Source organism: Chitinophaga rhizophila, assembly GCF_019492185.1.
In the GTDB taxonomy this organism is placed as follows: Bacteria; Bacteroidota; Bacteroidia; order Chitinophagales; family Chitinophagaceae; genus Chitinophaga; species Chitinophaga rhizophila.
The window spans coordinates 2,112,780-2,130,203 of the sequence record NZ_JAICCF010000001.1 but is presented as its reverse complement, the minus strand read 5'-3'; the positions used below and the strand labels follow the sequence as shown (position 1 = coordinate 2,130,203).

Here is a 17,424-nt window from a genome sequence, read left to right as displayed (position 1 = left end):
AAACCAACAGAGAGTCACCTCATCTGCGGGTTTTATGCTTGCGTGGCTTCATATTTTAAGTAAGAGCTTTGAGAAATTTGCGGTAAGGGCAGATTCCGTATTTTATGTGGTTACGATCATTATTGACACAATGTGTTACCGCACTTTCGAAACTGAACTTTCCGAACCCGTTTTTAAGTATGGTGCATTATAAAACAAAGGAAGAAATTGAGCTGATGCGTAAAAGCGCATTGCTCGTGAGTGCTACATTGGAAGAAGTGGCTAAGCATCTGAAACCGGGGATGTCTACCCTTGAAATCGATGCAATTGTAGAGAAATTCATCGTTGACAACGGAGCTGTTCCGTCTTTCAAAAATTACAAAGGATTCCCGAAGAGCTGTTGTATATCTGTTAATGCAGAAGTTGTGCACGGTATCCCGAATGCTTATGTTTTACAGGACGGAGACATCGTAAGTGTGGATGTTGGTGTGCTGCTGAATGGCTATCATGGCGACAGTGCCTACACATTTGCCATCGGCAATGTGAAACCTGAGGTACTGCAGCTGATGAAGGCTACCAAAGAGGCATTGTATAAAGGTATTGAAAAGGCAGTGGCGGGCAACCGTATCGGTGATATTGCCTATGCTATTCAGGAACATACTGAGAAACAGCGTGGTTATGGCGTTGTGCGTGAGCTGGTAGGGCATGGACTTGGAAAGAACCTCCACGAGGATCCTCAGGTGCCTAACTACGGTAAGCGCGGCAGTGGCCCTATCATGAAGGAAGGGCTGGTAATAGCAATAGAACCTATGGTCAATCTGGGAGTGAAAGAGGTAGAGTATATGGAAGACGGATGGACTGTTATTACACGGGATGAGAAACCGTCTGTCCATTTTGAGCACAATGTGGCGGTAATGAAGGGTAAACCAGATATACTTTCCTCATTTGAAGGTATAGAAAAGGCGGAAAAGGGCAACCCTGCACTTAATTCAAGCTATTGATTTTCAATGCATAAACACTGTTTCAAAAAATTATCCACAATTATTGAACGTGTTTGGGTATTAATTTTTTCTTTTTCTTAAGATTTCACTATCTTTGCAGTCCTAAAAATTTTTATGGCAAAACAGGCACTCATTAAACAGGATGGAATAATACTAGAAGCCTTGTCTAACGCTATGTTCAGAGTTAAGTTAGAGAACGGGCATGAGATTTTAGCGACCATTTCTGGCAAGATGAGAATGCACTATATCCGCATCCTGCCTGGTGACAAAGTAGGGGTTGAGATGAGTCCATACGATTTGAGCAGAGGCAGAATCATATTCAGATATAAATAACAATACAGACTTATAATTTATAACTTATGAGGGTAAGAGCTTCCATAAAAAAAAGAAGTGCAGATTGCAAAATCGTGCGCAGGAAGGGTAAATTGTTGGTGATCAACAAAAAGAATCCCCGTTTTAAACAACGTCAGGGATAATCATTTTATAATAACACAGTAAATTAAAATACAAATATGGCACGTATCGCCGGTATCGATCTTCCTAAAAATAAAAGAGGAGAAATTGGCCTGACCTACATTTTTGGTATTGGTCGTTCTACCGCTCAATATATTCTGGAGAAGTCTGGTATAGACTTAAACAAGAAAGTTAAGGACTGGAACGATGATGAGCAGGCAGCTATCCGTAACATCATCAATGGTGAGTTTAAGGTAGAAGGCCAGCTGCGTTCTGAAGTACAGATGAACATTAAGCGTCTGTTGGACATAGCTTGCTATCGTGGTCTGCGTCATAGGAAGGGCTTACCGTTAAGAGGTCAGCGTACCCGTACCAATAGCCGTACCCGTAAAGGTAAACGTAAGACGGTTGCAGGTAAGAAGAAAGCGCCTAAGAAATAAACTTGATAATACAAATAACAAGTTCCGGTTTCCAGTAGTCGTATATATGGCAAGGGGAATCTGGAACCTGGAACCTGGAATTTTTTATAATTATGGCAAAAGCACAAAATACAAAAACTGCTGCTAACAAAAAGAGAGTAGTTAAAGTTGACAACTACGGTGATGTACACATCTCTGCTAGCTTCAACAATATCATCATCAGCATTACCAACAAACAGGGACAGGTAATCTCCTGGTCTACTGCAGGTAAAATGGGCTTCAAAGGTTCTAAAAAGAACACTCCGTATGCAGCTCAGCTGGCTGCTTCTGACGCTGCAAAGACAGCAATGGAAGCAGGTCTGAAAAGGGCAGATGTTTTTGTAAAAGGCCCAGGTGCTGGTCGTGAGAGCGCAATCCGTGCTATCGCTAACTCCGGTATCGAGGTTAACATGATCAAAGACGTTACTCCTTTACCTCACAACGGTTGCCGTCCTCCTAAGAAGAGAAGGGTATAGGATTCAACATATTCTGCGGTACTTCGAAAGTGGAAGGCTGGAATATCATTCGGGCCGGCGCTTTCGAGTTGCCGTTTGACACTTTTATTAAATAATGGGTATATGATCAGGTTTAAGATTTTTTAAAGATCATATACCAGCACTAAAAAATCTATTACAGAACATGGCAAGGTATACAGGACCAAAGACCAAGATCTCCAGAATTTTTGGAGAACCGATTTTAGGAAACGGTAAATATTTAGGCAAGAATAGTAACCCTCCGGGTCAGCACGGTGTAAGCCGTAAACGTAAACAGCTGGGCGAATACGCATTGCAGCTGCGTGAAAAACAGAAAGCGAAATACACTTATGGTGTACTGGAGCGTCAGTTCGCTAATCTGTTCGTTGAAGCTAACCGTCGTAAAGGTGTTACCGGTGAAGTATTGATCAAATTGCTGGAAGCACGTCTGGATAACGCAGTATTCCGTCTGGGTATCGCACCTTCACGTCCTGCTGCACGTCAGTTGGTTTCTCACAAGCATATCACTGTTAACGGCCAGGTAATGAACGTACCTTCTTATCAGCTGAAACCAGGCGATATCATCGGTCTGAAACCATCTGCAACAACCAACACTGCTATCACTAGCAACATTCGTGGTAAAAACCCTAAATTCAGCTGGTTGGATTGGAATGAGAAAGAAATGAAAGGTACTTTCATCGCATATCCAGAGAGAGAGAGCGTTCCTGAGAACATTAAGGAGCAGCTGATAGTAGAATTGTACTCTAAATAATAATATGTCTTTAGCCGTTAAGCATGGGTCATTAGTTGCCAGCGTATTTAATTTACGCAGGTTGCTAAAGGCTGCATGTTAATGGCTAAAGCCAGTTTTACATAAACAATTAAACTTAACATATCAATGGCAATTCTGAATTTCCAAAAGCCTGATAAGATCGTTTTGCAGAAGTCAACAGACTTTGAAGCTCAATTCGAATTCCGGCCGTTAGAACCGGGTTACGGTGTGACTGTGGGTAACGCGCTGCGTCGTGTGCTGCTGTCATCTCTGGAGGGTTATGCCATTGTGGGAATAAAGATTGAAGGTGCAGATCATGAGTTTGCTACTTTAAAAGGAATTACTGAAGACGTTACTGAAATTATCCTGAATCTGAAACAGGTGCGTTTCAAACGTATTGTTGAGAACGAAGTTAACAACGAGAAAATTCAGATCTCTATTAAAGGTAAAACTGAGTTCCGTGCCGACATGATCGAGAAAGCAACCAGTGCTTTCCAGATCATGAATCCTGAATTGCTTATCTGTACGCTGGATCCATCTGCAAAGCTGGATATCGAATTAACTATCGGCAAAGGCCGTGGTTATGTGCCAGCTGAAGAGAATAAACCTAAAGATGCTGTTTTCGGCTATATCGCTATCGACTCTATTTTTACGCCAATCAAAAACGTAAAATATAGCATCGAGAACACCCGTGTGGAACAAAAGACTGACTATGAGAAGTTGATCATGGAAGTGATCACTGATGGTACCATCCACCCGGAAGAAGCTGTTAAACAGGCCTCCCGTATACTGATTCAGCACTTGATGATCATCACTGATGAGAATATCAGCTTTGATACAAAGGATACTGAGAAAGAAGATGTGGTTGACGAACAGACTTTGCAGCTGCGTAAAATCCTGAAGACTCCTCTGGAAGATCTGGATCTGAGCGTTCGTGCCTTTAACTGTCTGAAAGCAGCTAAAATCAATTCCCTGAGCGAACTGGTGCAGTACGAGCAGGAAGAACTGATGAAATTCAGAAACTTTGGTCAGAAATCTCTCAGCGAAATAGAGCAGGTACTGAACGAAAGAGGTTTACATTTCGGTATGGATCTGTCCAAACTGAAATTAGACGAAGAATAGTAACATTCAATAATAAGTACCCTGTAATTCCTGACACGGTATAGGGGAATCTAAAAACAAAGCGTCATGCGTCACGGAGTAAAATTAAACCACCTCGGCAGAACTGCCTCACATCGCAAAAGCCTGTTATCTAACCTGGCAATCGAACTGATTAAGCACAAACGTATCACTACCACTCTGGCGAAAGCTAAGACTCTGCGTGTATATGTTGAGCCACTGCTGACAAGAGCTAAAAGCGATTCTACCCACAACCGTAGAATTGTGTTCAGCTACCTGCAGGATAAAGAAACTATCAAAGAACTGTTCGGTGCTATTAGTGAGAAAATCGCTAACCGTCCAGGTGGTTATACCCGTATTATCAAATTAGGTAAACGTGTTGGTGACAACGCGGAAACTGCGCTGATTGAGCTGGTTGACTTTAACGAAATTTATGGCGGTAAAGTTGAAAAAGATGCAGCTCCAGCTAAGAAAACTCGTCGTGCTGGTGGTAGCAAGAAAAAAGCTACTGAAGAAGGTGCGGCTTCAACTGAAGAAAAAGCAGCTGAATAATTATTTAGCACAGCTTCAATTCATAAAGAGATCCCGGAGAATACTCCGGGATTTTTTTGTCTATACCCTTCCCCATACACTCTAAATTAATTATATTTTTTTGTAATATCGTGCCTTGAATGAGTTTCCGGCGGACGATTCCGCATTAAAGTCTCTATATCTTATGATTTACCTGAAATGTAAAAGTTGTGGGCACTACAACGAGCTCAAATCTGAGTTTCTTACCTTTTGCGCAGATTGCGGCAAAAAATTACCTGTCAACTATGCAGAATGGAAATTGAAGCATCCTGAAGGAAGTTTCGAGCAGTTTCAAAAAGACAAGGGCGTCAAACAAAAAAAGGCAAGGGCAAACCATTTGGGGATTTTACAACAAAGATATTTGGCCTGGGCTGGCCGACGTGGCGTAATCATTACGCTGATACTAGTGATTGGACTGGCAGCAGTAGCTGGCGGCTATATCGGAAAGCGCGTGGTATACAACTTGATTTACCCTAAAATCAATAAAGCCTGGTTATATTCATCTTGGGAAACGGTAAAAATCGGTAGACAAGCTATTGAGATTAGCACTCCAATGCATCTTGGTGTAAACGATAGACCTCTGGCACCGGAAATAGCTCAGTTTGTAGAGTATGCGAAAAGCTATCGTAACAGAGTAGAAGAGGGAATGCACGTGGAAGTGAATATGTACAGCTATAGGGCAAATGTATCAAATGATCTGGAAGTCGCAGGTGCTGCGTCCGCTACAGAAATGAAGAAGAATAAGGAGATTTCTGATCTGAAATATACTACAGATACCCTGAGCCAGAATGGAATGGCTGCTTTACTACAGGAAGGCAGCTTCCTGTACAAAAACGGTGTTCGTCTGTCCTTTGCCAATCTTCTCATGGTAAATGGCCAGCATCGGTGGGAAGTGGTAATTAGGTATCGAGAGGATGATACAATAGGATTGGAGACGGCACATCGTATTATAAAATCGATTCATGTCAAATAACGAAGCAAAAGATTAACAATTTATCGTGGTAAATTCACGATTGTTAACCATTTATTCAATAACTTTGCACGATTTTTTAAAACGAAAAAATAAGCATGCCTCAGACTAGATCGATCCAGCCAGCCGTACTGTTGTTAGATGACGGAACGGTATATCACGGAAAAGCTTTTGGTAAAATAGGCACCGCCGCCGGTGAATTGTGTTTTAACACTGGAATGACAGGATACCAGGAAGTATTTACGGACCCGTCATATAAAGGCCAGGTACTGATCATGAACAACTGTTACGTAGGTAACTATGGTGTTAAGAAAGATGATGTTGAGAGTGAGAATGTTAAGATCAGTGGATTGATTTGTAAGAATATAGCTTACAATTACTCCCGTCAGATGGCTGACGGTTCTTTGGAGAAATTCCTGGTTGAAAACAACCTGGTTGCTATCCATGATGTGGATACCAGGGCACTGGTAGCTCATATTCGCAGTAAAGGTGCTATGAACTGCATTATCTCATCGGAAATACTGGATGTAGAGCAGCTGAATGCTAAATTGCAGCAGGTGCCTTCAATGGAAGGACTGGCATTATGTGCTGAGGTGTCAACCAAAGAAGCATATAATGTTGGAGATCCGGAAGCAGAAATTCGTATTGCAGTGCTGGACAACGGCGTTAAGCGTAATATGTTGAAGTGTTTGTCAGAAAAAGGTGCTTATCTGCAGGTCTTCCCTACAGATACTCCGTTTGAAGAATGCGAGAAGTTCAAACCAAATGCATATTTTGTTTCTAACGGCCCTGGAGACCCAGCTCCATTAAAGTATGCTGTAGACACCGTTAAGAAGATTTTGAACGCCAATAAGCCAATGTTCGGTATTTGTCTCGGTCATCAGTTGCTGGCACTGGCAAATGATATTCCTACTTATAAAATGCATCATGGACATCGCGGTTTGAATCACCCTGTAAAAAACCTGGCAACAGGTCGCTGTGAGATTACTACTCAGAATCACGGTTTCGCAGTTGATCCAAAGGCAATCGCTGCAAGCGAGACAGTGGAGGTTACACATGTAAACCTAAATGATTCTTCCATTGAAGGTATCCGTATAAAGAATAAGCCGGCATTCTCGGTACAGTACCACCCGGAATCAACTCCTGGTCCTCACGATAGTCGATATTTATTCGATGACTTTTTTAGCATGATTAAAGAAAACATGTGATATTATTAAAATAAAGCTGGAGAGGCGGTCCTACAAGGCCGCCTCTTTTCATTAAAGACTTCATGATTGTAGTAACGCATGTATTATAACACGTCGGCATGCTACTGAAATTGTATCCTATTTTTTAATTTCTTAAATACCTAAGGTTAGTCGAGGAGTATTTCAGAAACAAGTACACTGATTGATCGGTGATAGGTAAGGTAGTATGATGTGGGAGAAATACTGGAAAATGTTATTAAACCAACTAGTCATAAAACCAACTAGTCATAACTAAACTAATTGATTATCAATTAGATTGAAATTATTGGGCAAAAAAATACGGCTCCGTGATCGGAGCCGTTTGCCTTTATAAATTCCACGTTATGAAAAACTGATACAAAAATACGGTATTTAGCTAAAACGTTTTAGTTTCTGTCAAACTTTTTTACAAAATTTTGATAAATCATACTTCCGTGTTACTAGCTCGCAATTCACTTTCACAACTCGAAGTTCAGAATAATAAAACGTCTATAGAAATTCTTAAGGTTAAATTTATGCTAAACAAGTTTAAGCCACAATCATCAGCACTCTTCAACACCATTTGTTTAGTTGCCTTTTGCAATTCAAATATACGTCGGAAACTTGAAGAAAAAAATATTTCCCGTTGAAAAATTTAGGTTTCGCTATGCAAAATGTCTATATGTAATTATTTATAATATTAAAAAAGGGCGTTTTATGCCCCTTTTTGGTAGAACTACAAATATTAAGGCTATATAGAATTTAATTTAATGCATTAAAGAGGCGATTCGCCTACTGGTAATGTTGTACTTACACTCGCCCAGGATAAACTTCAAGTGCTTTCGCTAAACAGATCATGGCCTGACGTATATCATTTTGATTAAGCACATATGCCAATCTAACTTCGTTTGCACCCAATCCAGGGGTTGCATAAAATCCGGTTGCTGGCGATAACATAACGGTTTGCTGTTCGTAGGAAAAAGATTCCAGAAGCCACTGACAGAATTTATCCGCATTATCAATTGGTAGCCTGGCAATGGCATAGAAAGCCCCCCCCGGATTGGGACAGAATACGCCAGGTATTTCATTTAGCATACCTACCAGCACATCGCGTCGGCTCTGATACTCAGCTTTAATTGTATCAAAATAGTCTAATGGTAAATCAACGGCAGCTTCACCCGCAATCTGGGCAAAGGAGGGTGGGCTCAAACGAGCCTGCGCAAATTTCATAACTGCATCTAATACAGTTTGGTTTTTTGTAACCAGGGCTCCGATTCTTCCTCCACAAGCGCTATAACGTTTTGAAATTGTATCCATTAGGATCACATTTTCTTCCAATCCTTCCAGATTCATCGCGGAGAAATGCTCTCCGGTATAGCAAAATTCACGATATGCCTCATCAGAAAATAGGTATAGGTTATGGCGAAGGCACAGATCTTTCAAAATAGAAAGTTCTTCCTTACTATACAAATACCCTGTAGGATTATTAGGATTGCAGATCATGATTGCTTTAGTGCGGGGAGTGATCGCCTTCTTAAAGGCTTCCATCGCAGGTAAAGCAAAGCCAGTTTCAATTTTCGCAGTGATTGTACGTACATTTACACCAGCTTCGATAGCAAAGCCATTATAATTGGCGTAAAATGGCTCAGGCACTAATACTTCGTCTCCTGCATCCAGGCATGCCATAAAGGCAAACAGTATGGCCTCTGAACCTCCTGTAGTAACGATAATTTGCTGGTGATTCAATTTGATGCCAAACCGTTCATAATAAGTAACCAGCTTGCGACGGTAGCTTTCATTACCTGCGCTGTGGCTATATTCCAGTACCTTGAAGTCTGAGTGGCGTACTGCGTCTAAAACCTGTTTCGGGGTTTCAATATCCGGCTGACCAATATTGAGATGATATACTTTAGTCCCGTTCTTTTTTGCATTTTCTGCAAATGGAACCAGCTTTCTGATGGGAGAAGGTGGCATTTGTTCCCCTCTCTTACTAATGGTAGGCATAAAATTGTTTTGATTTTTGAGTAGACAAAGGTAGTGGATAATGAGGGGATATGTGGATAAGTTATTATCAACGTGGAGTAACTATAAGTTAAATGCAAACGCCTTACAGACTATCTGTAAGGCGTTTAGCACGTTTATAAGGTATAATGAATTTTAGTTTTCTACAGTACCAGTCAGGTGCAGTTCCTTGTCCTGATCGATACCTTTTAACCTTACCCAAACAGTCTTATTCTGTTGGCCTACACTGTTAGCGCTGTAGCTTGCGGTAATTTTACCTTTTTTACCTGGCAGAATTGGCTCTTTAGTCCAAGTAGGAGTAGTACATCCGCAACTAGCACGAGCTGTTTCGATCAGTACTGGCTCTTTGGTAGTATTTGTGAATTCGAAGTCAACCGAAACTGGTTTATTCAGTTTGGTCTTGCCGAAATCAATAGTTTCCTGTTTGAATTTTACTTTCGCATCAACAGGGTTTCCGTTCTGTGTTTGCGCCCACAGCGCTGTTGTTAACAGCATGCTCGCAAATAGGGATAAGATGAATTTTTTCATGTATAATGTGGTTTTAAAACGATTGGTTAAAAAAAAGATCATCGTTTACTTAATAACAAATTTACAGCCAAAAATAATGTCTTGACGAAGAATTTCTTAAAATCTTATTAAAAAAATTCAAATTATTTTATGCATTACATTCTCAGACATTTCGCAACTGTATAATTAACTATAATTAACCTTACTTTTGTACTTTAACAAAGAGGCATGATAGAAAACAATGAACTGACTATGAACACGGAAAGCCGGTTATCATTCGAAGAATTTCGGAAGGAAGTACTGGCTGATTACCGACTGGCCTGCGAAAGTAGGGAAGTTAGTCTGCTAGCCCGTAAGGAAGTACTTACTGGCAAGGCCAAGTTCGGTATTTTCGGTGATGGTAAAGAAGTGGCTCAGATCGCCATGGCTAAGTACTTCCAGCCCGGAGATTTTCGCTCAGGTTATTATCGTGACCAAACCTTTGCCTTTGCCACAGGTATTGCCACGCCAGAACAATTCTTTTCGCAGATGTATGCCGATCCGGACCTGGCAAATGAGCCATTTTCTGGCGGACGTCAGATGAACTCTCATTTTTCAACTCCTAATCTCGCAAAGGATGGAAACTGGCTGGATCTTACAAGTATCAAGAATACCGCTACAGATATGTCTCCCACGGCCGCACAAATGCCACGGGCGCTGGGACTTGCATTTGCATCCAAGTTGTTTAGAAATGTAGAGGTACTTAAAGAATTTACGAAGCTGTCAAACAATGGTAATGAGATTTGTTTCGCTACTATAGGAGACGCATCTACATCAGAAGGTCATTTTTGGGAAACAATGAATGCCGCTGGTGTATTGCAGGTACCCTTAGCTGTGTTTGTATGGGATGATGGCTACGGTATTTCGGTACCACGGAAGTATCAAACAACCAAGGATTCAATTAGTGCTGCACTTGAGGGCTTCCGGAAGTCTGAAGATTCTAACGGATTTGATATATATAAAGTAAAGGGTTGGGACTATGCGGCGATGTGTGAAACTTTTGAGGCTGGAATCAGAAAAATCAGGGAAACGCATACACCAGCGTTATTCCATGTCGAAGAAATGACCCAGCCACAAGGACATTCTACCAGTGGCTCGCATGAGCGTTACAAAACTAAAGACCGTCTGGCATGGGAGAAGGAATTTGATTGTAATCATCAAATGAGACAGTGGATACTAGAAAATGCACTGTCAGATGAAGCTACACTGCTATCAGTTGAAGCCGAGGCTAAAACGGTGGCACAAGATGCTCGTAAAAATGCCTGGGAAAAATACATCAATCCTGTGCGTCAGCATGTACAACAGATGTTAAGCCACGGTGAAGCCGTGGCGGGGCTGCCGGACGTGGATAATGGCAGAATAAGGACACTTCTGCATGACCTACAGGTAAATCGAGAGCCTTTAAGAAGGGATATTCTGAAAACTGCTGCAACTATCCTCTTTACCCATAAACGGGTGAAGGCACCAGAAATGGATGCCCTCAGAACATATTATGAGGACCTGTTGGCTCGGGAAAGGAACAATTATAATTCACTGTTGTATGCCGAAGGTGTAAACGCAGTATCCAGTGTACAGGCTGAGCCTGCAGTTTACGCTAATGATGCTGTTTCGCTGAATGGTTATGAGATATTAAACAAGTACTTTGATCAACTGATTGAGAACAATCCAAGGGTATTTGCTTTCGGAGAAGACGTTGGTAAGATTGGAGATGTTAATCAGGGGTTTGCTGGCTTGCAACAGAAACATGGTACAGATCGCATATTCGATACTGGTATACGCGAACTTACTATCATGGGTCAGGGGATAGGCATGGCCTTAAGAGGACTCCGACCAATAGCCGAAATACAATATTTGGACTACCTTATTTATGGTTTGCAACCCCTTAGTGATGACGTTGCCAGTTTGCAATATCGTACGAAAGGCATGCAGTACTGCCCAATTATTGTGCGTACCCGGGGACATCGATTAGAAGGTATCTGGCATTCGGGCTCACCGATGAGTATGATCTTGGGGTCATTAAGAGGTATGAACGTTTGTGTACCCCGTAATATGGTGCAGGCTGCGGGTATGTACAACACTTTGTTGGCTGCAAACGAACCGGCTCTGGTCATTGAGTCACTCAACGGTTACAGGCTGAAGGAAAAGATGCCACAGAATCTGGGCAGCTTCAAAGTTCAATTGGGAGTGCCAGAGGTTGTACACGAGGGCAGTGATATTACTATTGTATCTTATGGTTCAACATTGCGCATCATTGAAGAGGCTATTCAGTCACTTGAAAGAATGGGCATATCGTGCGAATTGGTAGATGTACAGACACTGCTGCCTTTTGATATTAACCATCAGATACTGGAATCACTGAAAAAGACAAATCGCATTCTGTTTGTGGATGAAGACGTTCCTGGTGGTGGAACAGCATATATGTTCCAGCAGGTGATGGAATTACAGGGGGGATACAAATGGCTGGACGTAGCGCCAAGAACATTGAGTGCACAAGCACATCGGCCAGCGTATGGTTCTGATGGCGATTATTTCTCTAAGCCCAATGTAGAAGACGTAATTAGGGTGGTGATGGAAATGGTTGAAGAATAGTTTAAATCGTTATAATAGAAAGCAAGGCATAGTAGCCTTGCTTTCTTATTTCTACTCAATTATGTTTAAGAAGATGTTAACGTACTGAACAAATATTGGAATTTGTTTCTATGCAGAAATACTTAAATAATAGCCTAATAACTATTAGTAGCAAGGGCAGAATTTCTATAGGACAATACATTAACCAAAAGTTATTTCCTATTCCGAATGACAATTAATATATTAGACATGCTTATTTTTCATTAGGTTGCGAATGAACGAAATGAATAGAAGTATAGATTGTAGATTAGCCAAAATCTGAGAGAATAAAACTAAATTGGATAAACATTTAGTCCACGTCAAGAGTTAATAATTTGTCATTTTGTAAGAGTTTTTTGTCAGGAAAAGACTTCTAAATTAACCATCAACCCAAAGCCATTTATGAAAGCAGGAGTTCTGTTAGTAGAAGACGACCATTTTTTTGCAAAAGTCATCAAAAGCCATCTTGAAAAAGCGGGCTACCTTGTAGTACATTGCTCTGATGGTGAGGAAGGATGGCATACCTTTCAGGAACGTCCCTTTGACATCTGCCTGCTTGATGTAGTGATGCCAGGAATGGATGGATTTGCCCTAGCCAGGGAAATCAGAGATAGGAATGAAAACGTTCCCATTATTTTTACTACATCCAGATACATGGAGCAAGATAAGTTGAATGGTTTTGAGTGTGGAGGTGATGACTACCTGGTAAAACCTTTCAATATGGAAGAACTTCTTTGCAGGATGGAAGTATTTATGAAGAGAAGTCGCCTACTGCAAAATGATAAACAGATTATTTTTAAACTTGGAACATTGATATTCAATTATAGCGAGTTTAAAATCTATCATCCACCAACTAGCCAAACTATTAACTTACCGCCTAAAGAAGCCGAATTACTCAAATTTCTCTGCGATAATCCTAATAAACGTTTAAAACGTGAAGGTATTCTACTCAGCGTATGGGGTAACGACGATTTCTTCACTGGCCGCAGTATGGATGTATATCTTACCCGTATCCGTAAGCATTTCAAACTGGACAATACCATTAAATTGGAAACAATACATGGTAAAGGATTGCGTCTTGTAATTGAGAGCGAGGTTTGCCGCGTTTTATAGCAATATATAATCATTAACTAACTACTATAAAAGAAAAGCCCTGTCATTTGACAAGGCTTTTCTTTTATAACTTTATCTCAACTACTAACGAAGGTTGTGGAAAACCTGCTGAACGTCATCATCCTGTTCCAGACGATCAATCAACGTCAACACTTCTTTAGCCTGTTCTTCGTTCAATTCAACTGTTGTCGTTGGTATACGTTGTAACTCTGAACTGATAGGAACAATACCTCTTTCTTCCAGCGCTTTTGACATATTACCGAACTCGGTGAATGCAACGTGGAGTACAATATTACCCTCACTGTCTTCACCAATTTCTTCCAGACCTGCATCGATCAATTCTAATTCCAGCTCTTCCAGGTTCTGCCCTTCGTTTTTAATCTTGAATACACCTGTACGGTTGAATAAGAAACCCACAGAACCACTGTTTCCAAGGCTACCGCCTTCTTTGTTAAAGTGCATGCGCACGTTGGCTACGGTACGGGTAGTATTATCAGTCGCTGTCTCAACCATTACCGCTACTCCATGTGGAGCATATCCTTCATATACTACTTCCTCATAATCAGTCTTGTCTTTGCCCATCGCCCTTTTAATAGCCGCTTCAACACGGTCTTTGGGCATGTTAACACCTTTAGCGTTCGCTATGCATCTACGGAGTGCGGGGTTATTATCAGGATCAGGACCTCCCTGCTTCACAGCAATCGCTATTTCCTTGCCTATCCTGGTAAACTGTTTGGCCATCCTGTCCCATCTGGCGAACATGGTGGCCTTTCTTACTTCAAATATTCTTCCCATAGTGGGTATGATTAATTTTTAAGAAAATCGAGACGCAAAAATAGTCACTTTTATAGTAATAATTAGCTTCTTAAGCAGTCTTGAAATAACAAGGCCGGAAAATCATGTGCTTTGCAGCCCTGATTTTCCGACCCCGGGATCAGTATATTTATACTAAGATTCTAATTACAATTTTCTGGCTTTACTATGCTTGACGCTGTAACCAAAGTAGATACCAAAGCCAAGCAGCAGCCAAACTAACAGACGTGCCCAGTTTTCAAATCCAAGACTAATAATCATCGTCAGACAGAACAGCGCGCCCAAAATAGGAATGAAAGGTACTGCCGGAGTTTTGAATGCACGTGGTAAGTCAGGATTTGTTTTTCTCATCACGATGACACCTAAACAAACCAGAACAAACGCAAACAGGGTACCGATGCTGGTCATATCGCCTACTACGCTGTCAGGAACGAATGCAGCGAAAAGTGATACAAATACAAAGAACAGCAGCTGAGATCTGTATGGTGTACGGAATTTAGGGTGCAGGTTTGAGAATACTTTTGGAACCAGACCATCGTTTGACATAGAATAGAATACTCTCGTCTGGCCTAACAACATTACCAGTATTACAGATGAGAAACCTGCCAGGATTGCTACAGTTACGAAAGTAGATAACCACTGGTAGCCAGGCATGTAAGTGTCAATTGCATAAGCTACAGACGCTTCACCACCTTCTCTCAGAAAGTCTTTATAAGGCGCAATACCTGTAAGTACATAAGAGAAGAGTATATACAGTAAAGTACATATAGCAAGTGATGCAAGGATACCTATTGGCATGTTCTTCTTAGGATTTTTGGTTTCCTGAGCAGCTGTAGACACTGCGTCGAAACCAATAAATGCAAAGAACACTACACCCGCCCCTCGTAGTACCCCCGGGAATCCATGAAACCAGAAGTCGCTATAATTGATCACTTTACCATTGTGCATAGTAACAGAACCTGCATCAGCTGGAATAGTGAATGGCGTATGGTTAGCCGGATTAATAAACTGCCATCCCAGTATGATCAGCAGTATTACGATAGCCACTTTGGTAATAACGATGATGTTATTAACAATGGCAGAACCTTCAATACCGCGGATTAATAATAAGGATAGTACCAATAATATAAACACAGCAGGTAAGTTCATGATACCGTGAACGCCTGCATCAGATGTTTCAAACGGACTATGAGACCACTCATATGGTATGGAAAACCCGAAGGCCGTGTCTAGTAGCTTATTAAGATACTGAGACCATCCAATAGCAACTGTAGCTGCACCAAGTGCATATTCCAGTACCAGATCCCATCCAATTATCCATGCGATAAACTCACCCATCGTTGCATAAGAGTAGGTGTAAGCACTACCAGCGATAGGAATCATTGAGGCAAACTCAGCATAGCAAAGACCTGCCAGGGCGCAACCAATAGCAGCAATAATGAAAGAGATCGTAACAGCCGGACCAGCATGTTGTCCCGCAGCGGCCGCTGTTCTAACAAAAAGCCCTGCACCTATGATAGCGCCTATACCCAAAGCTATAAGAGATCCCGCACCAAGGGTACGTTTCAGACCTTTTTCAGATTCGGATGCTTCAGCTAATAACAGGGAGAGTGGCTTTTTTACAAAAAGTTTGCCCATACTAATTGAGATATTGTGGTTGACGTTTAAGTGGTTTAGTTTGTTGTTTCGTTTTATTACAGATCGCCAAATATAAATATCAAAATGCAAACGCTCAGCTTTTATTTTATAAATGAGCTTACAAGTTTACAGTACTAACCTTATTTTTGGGGAATTTTAGCGTTTAGCATATATATTAATTGTAATTAAAAGGCAAGGAATGAAGAGATCCAACCGGCTTACCTTATTTATATTCATAGCCATGGTGCTGGGCATCCTGACAGGATACATTGTGAACGTAAGTTATGCGGAAACTTACGGCGGAGGCGCTCAACAGGTAGCAGCAGATAACAATATACATGGTGGGCTGGCCGGATATATTACCGGTCTGAATACAGGCAGAGGCAAGACAGGGGATATGGTTATTCAGAAGTTTGCGGATAATATTTCGATTCTTACAGATATATTTTTGCGTCTGGTAAAAATGATCATTGCTCCGCTCGTATTCTCCACATTGGTAGTCGGTGTCGCCAAACTTGGAGATATCAAGGCGGTAGGTCGTATAGGCGGCAAAACAATGTTGTGGTTTATTTCAGCTACTTTCGTTTCGCTTTTCCTTGGACTGGTCCTGGTTAACATTATGCAACCCGGCCATTCCCTGAATCTCCCCCTACCTGACTCACACGCAAGCAGTGGGGTGGCGGCAGCCAGCATGACGCTGAAAGGATTCTTTCAGCATGTTTTCCCGGATAGTGTTGTAAACGCGATGGCGCACAATGAAATATTACAAATAGTAGTATTCGCGTTATTTTTTGGTGTTGCAACAGCTGCTATCGGTAGTACGGGTGATATAGTGGTTAAGTTCATGGATAGCGTTGCGCACATCATGCTGAAAGTAACAGGTTATGTGATGAACTTTGCACCATTTGCTGTATTTGGTGCTATGGCAGCGATCATTTCCCAGAAAGGTCTGGGTATATTACTGACTTATGGTAAGTTCATCGGGCAGTTCTATATTGGTCTGGCGGCTCTTTGGATAGTTATTGCTTTGGCAGGATCAATTGTACTAGGTAGAAAAGTACTTATCCTACTAGGACTTGTTAAAGATCCACTTCTGTTAGCATTCAGTACTGCAAGTAGTGAAGCTGCTTACCCTCGTACAATGGAAGAACTCGAGAAATTTGGTTGTGACAAACGTATCGTAAGCTTCGTACTGCCATTGGGCTACTCCTTTAATCTGGACGGCTCTATGATGTACATGACCTTCGCCAGTCTCTTTATTGCACAGGCTTATAACATGCAGCTGGGTATAGAACAGCAGATTTCTATGTTACTTGTCTTGATGATTACTAGTAAAGGCATCGCTGGTGTGCCAAGGGCTTCCCTGGTAGTTATAGCCGGTACACTCGCTATGTTTGACATCCCGGAAGCAGGTTTGTTATTACTGCTCGGGGTGGATCACCTGCTGGATATGGGACGCTCAGCAACAAATGTAATTGGAAATGCAATGGCTACTGCAGTAGTTTCCAAATGGGAAAACTCACTTACTCCTGTATCTGACGCCCAGTTAAAAGAAGTATAACAAATCAATAACAGTTTTATGCTTAATTTGTCGGCCCTCTGCCATCGTTATTGCACACCAAGGCGTCTGATGCGGAAGTAAGGCAGTGTAAGCACCTATATTAGTACCTGATTTCGAGATTATA

General features: G+C 41.4%; 17 protein-coding genes. 13 read left to right on the top strand and 4 right to left on the bottom strand.

Going from position 1 to position 17,424, the window contains the following annotated elements; all coding sequences use genetic code 11:
- The first annotated feature begins 179 nt into the window (after window positions 1–179).
- The 10 genes from map to carA all read left to right on the top strand — a co-directional run bounded on the left by map (window position 180) and on the right by carA (window position 7,003).
- Window positions 180–980, top strand: a complete 801-nt coding sequence (gene map / locus K1Y79_RS08035; RefSeq protein ID WP_220249466.1) for a type I methionyl aminopeptidase — start codon at window positions 180–182, stop codon at window positions 978–980.
- Window positions 981–1,094: 114 nt separating this feature from the next.
- Window positions 1,095–1,313, top strand: a complete 219-nt coding sequence (gene infA, locus K1Y79_RS08030) for a translation initiation factor IF-1 (RefSeq protein WP_012789309.1) — start codon at window positions 1,095–1,097, stop codon at window positions 1,311–1,313.
- A gap of 26 nt (window positions 1,314–1,339) precedes the next feature.
- On the top strand, window positions 1,340–1,456 hold the full coding sequence (gene rpmJ, locus K1Y79_RS08025; protein WP_012789310.1) for a 50S ribosomal protein L36: 117 nt from the start codon (window positions 1,340–1,342) through the stop codon (window positions 1,454–1,456).
- 36 nt (window positions 1,457–1,492) lie between these two features.
- A complete protein-coding gene (gene rpsM, locus K1Y79_RS08020; RefSeq protein WP_162334101.1) occupies window positions 1,493–1,873 on the top strand; it encodes a 30S ribosomal protein S13 in 381 nt (126 codons plus the stop codon).
- Window positions 1,874–1,965: 92 nt separating this feature from the next.
- Window positions 1,966–2,367 carry a 30S ribosomal protein S11 gene (gene rpsK / locus K1Y79_RS08015; protein WP_012789312.1) on the top strand — a complete coding sequence of 134 codons (402 nt, stop codon included), beginning with the start codon at window positions 1,966–1,968 and terminating at the stop codon, window positions 2,365–2,367.
- A gap of 163 nt (window positions 2,368–2,530) precedes the next feature.
- Complete coding sequence (gene rpsD, locus K1Y79_RS08010) at window positions 2,531–3,136, top strand: 30S ribosomal protein S4 (protein ID WP_220249465.1); 606 nt, start codon at window positions 2,531–2,533, stop codon at window positions 3,134–3,136.
- 126 nt (window positions 3,137–3,262) lie between these two features.
- Window positions 3,263–4,258: a DNA-directed RNA polymerase subunit alpha gene (locus K1Y79_RS08005; RefSeq protein ID WP_012789314.1), complete on the top strand. Its 996-nt coding sequence runs from the start codon at window positions 3,263–3,265 to the stop codon at window positions 4,256–4,258.
- 66 nt (window positions 4,259–4,324) lie between these two features.
- Entirely contained in the window at window positions 4,325–4,807 is a 483-nt protein-coding gene (gene rplQ, locus K1Y79_RS08000) for a 50S ribosomal protein L17 (protein WP_220249464.1), read from the top strand.
- A gap of 163 nt (window positions 4,808–4,970) precedes the next feature.
- A complete protein-coding gene (locus tag K1Y79_RS07995) occupies window positions 4,971–5,798 on the top strand; it encodes a hypothetical protein (protein WP_220249463.1) in 828 nt (275 codons plus the stop codon).
- A gap of 95 nt (window positions 5,799–5,893) precedes the next feature.
- Window positions 5,894–7,003: a glutamine-hydrolyzing carbamoyl-phosphate synthase small subunit gene (carA, locus tag K1Y79_RS07990; protein ID WP_220249462.1), complete on the top strand. Its 1,110-nt coding sequence runs from the start codon at window positions 5,894–5,896 to the stop codon at window positions 7,001–7,003.
- Window positions 7,004–7,810: 807 nt separating this feature from the next.
- On the opposite strand, the gene K1Y79_RS07985 is transcribed toward carA, so the two are convergent.
- Both K1Y79_RS07985 and K1Y79_RS07980 read right to left on the bottom strand, forming a co-directional pair.
- Window positions 7,811–9,004, bottom strand: a complete 1,194-nt coding sequence (locus K1Y79_RS07985) for a pyridoxal phosphate-dependent aminotransferase (protein ID WP_220249461.1) — start codon at window positions 9,002–9,004, stop codon at window positions 7,811–7,813.
- 153 nt (window positions 9,005–9,157) lie between these two features.
- On the bottom strand, window positions 9,158–9,550 hold the full coding sequence (locus tag K1Y79_RS07980) for a DUF1573 domain-containing protein (protein ID WP_220249460.1): 393 nt from the start codon (window positions 9,548–9,550) through the stop codon (window positions 9,158–9,160).
- A 207-nt stretch (window positions 9,551–9,757) separates the two neighbouring features.
- Here K1Y79_RS07980 and K1Y79_RS07975 point away from each other — a divergent pair, with 207 nt between their 5' ends.
- On the top strand, window positions 9,758–12,157 hold the full coding sequence (locus K1Y79_RS07975; protein ID WP_220249459.1) for an alpha-ketoacid dehydrogenase subunit alpha/beta: 2,400 nt from the start codon (window positions 9,758–9,760) through the stop codon (window positions 12,155–12,157).
- Window positions 12,158–12,577: 420 nt separating this feature from the next.
- Window positions 12,578–13,288, top strand: coding sequence for a response regulator transcription factor (locus K1Y79_RS07970; RefSeq protein WP_220249458.1), 711 nt, complete (start codon window positions 12,578–12,580; stop codon window positions 13,286–13,288).
- Window positions 13,289–13,372: 84 nt separating this feature from the next.
- Here the strand turns inward: K1Y79_RS07970 and K1Y79_RS07965 are convergent, their stop codons facing one another.
- Together K1Y79_RS07965 and K1Y79_RS07960 are read right to left on the bottom strand one after the other, a co-directional pair.
- A complete protein-coding gene (locus K1Y79_RS07965) occupies window positions 13,373–14,083 on the bottom strand; it encodes a YebC/PmpR family DNA-binding transcriptional regulator (protein WP_220249457.1) in 711 nt (236 codons plus the stop codon).
- A 165-nt stretch (window positions 14,084–14,248) separates the two neighbouring features.
- Entirely contained in the window at window positions 14,249–15,739 is a 1,491-nt protein-coding gene (locus K1Y79_RS07960; RefSeq protein ID WP_220249456.1) for an amino acid permease, read from the bottom strand.
- Between the two features lie 199 nt (window positions 15,740–15,938).
- Between K1Y79_RS07960 and K1Y79_RS07955 the strand changes: the two genes are divergently transcribed.
- The gene (locus K1Y79_RS07955) at window positions 15,939–17,300 is read left to right on the top strand and encodes a dicarboxylate/amino acid:cation symporter (RefSeq protein WP_220249455.1); all 1,362 of its coding nucleotides are present in this window, start codon (window positions 15,939–15,941) and stop codon (window positions 17,298–17,300) included.
- Window positions 17,301–17,424: the final 124 nt, after the last annotated feature.

What these genes read in the sequence shown, in the direction of transcription:
- K1Y79_RS07975 (WP_220249459.1), top strand. Translation starts at nt 9,758, where the DNA reads ATGATAGAAAACAATGAACTGACTATGAACACGGAAAGCCGGTTATCA.
- carA (WP_220249462.1), top strand. Translation starts at nt 5,894, where the DNA reads ATGCCTCAGACTAGATCGATCCAGCCAGCCGTACTGTTGTTAGATGAC.
- K1Y79_RS07970 (WP_220249458.1), top strand. Translation starts at nt 12,578, where the DNA reads ATGAAAGCAGGAGTTCTGTTAGTAGAAGACGACCATTTTTTTGCAAAA.
- K1Y79_RS07980 (WP_220249460.1), bottom strand. Translation starts at nt 9,550, where the DNA reads ATGAAAAAATTCATCTTATCCCTATTTGCGAGCATGCTGTTAACAACA.
- K1Y79_RS07955 (WP_220249455.1), top strand. Translation starts at nt 15,939, where the DNA reads ATGAAGAGATCCAACCGGCTTACCTTATTTATATTCATAGCCATGGTG.
- rpsM (WP_162334101.1), top strand. Translation starts at nt 1,493, where the DNA reads ATGGCACGTATCGCCGGTATCGATCTTCCTAAAAATAAAAGAGGAGAA.
- rpsD (WP_220249465.1), top strand. Translation starts at nt 2,531, where the DNA reads ATGGCAAGGTATACAGGACCAAAGACCAAGATCTCCAGAATTTTTGGA.
- K1Y79_RS07965 (WP_220249457.1), bottom strand. Translation starts at nt 14,083, where the DNA reads ATGGGAAGAATATTTGAAGTAAGAAAGGCCACCATGTTCGCCAGATGG.
- map (WP_220249466.1), top strand. Translation starts at nt 180, where the DNA reads ATGGTGCATTATAAAACAAAGGAAGAAATTGAGCTGATGCGTAAAAGC.
- K1Y79_RS07995 (WP_220249463.1), top strand. Translation starts at nt 4,971, where the DNA reads ATGATTTACCTGAAATGTAAAAGTTGTGGGCACTACAACGAGCTCAAA.
- rplQ (WP_220249464.1), top strand. Translation starts at nt 4,325, where the DNA reads ATGCGTCACGGAGTAAAATTAAACCACCTCGGCAGAACTGCCTCACAT.
- rpsK (WP_012789312.1), top strand. Translation starts at nt 1,966, where the DNA reads ATGGCAAAAGCACAAAATACAAAAACTGCTGCTAACAAAAAGAGAGTA.
- K1Y79_RS07960 (WP_220249456.1), bottom strand. Translation starts at nt 15,739, where the DNA reads ATGGGCAAACTTTTTGTAAAAAAGCCACTCTCCCTGTTATTAGCTGAA.
- infA (WP_012789309.1), top strand. Translation starts at nt 1,095, where the DNA reads ATGGCAAAACAGGCACTCATTAAACAGGATGGAATAATACTAGAAGCC.
- rpmJ (WP_012789310.1), top strand. Translation starts at nt 1,340, where the DNA reads ATGAGGGTAAGAGCTTCCATAAAAAAAAGAAGTGCAGATTGCAAAATC.
- K1Y79_RS07985 (WP_220249461.1), bottom strand. Translation starts at nt 9,004, where the DNA reads ATGCCTACCATTAGTAAGAGAGGGGAACAAATGCCACCTTCTCCCATC.
- K1Y79_RS08005 (WP_012789314.1), top strand. Translation starts at nt 3,263, where the DNA reads ATGGCAATTCTGAATTTCCAAAAGCCTGATAAGATCGTTTTGCAGAAG.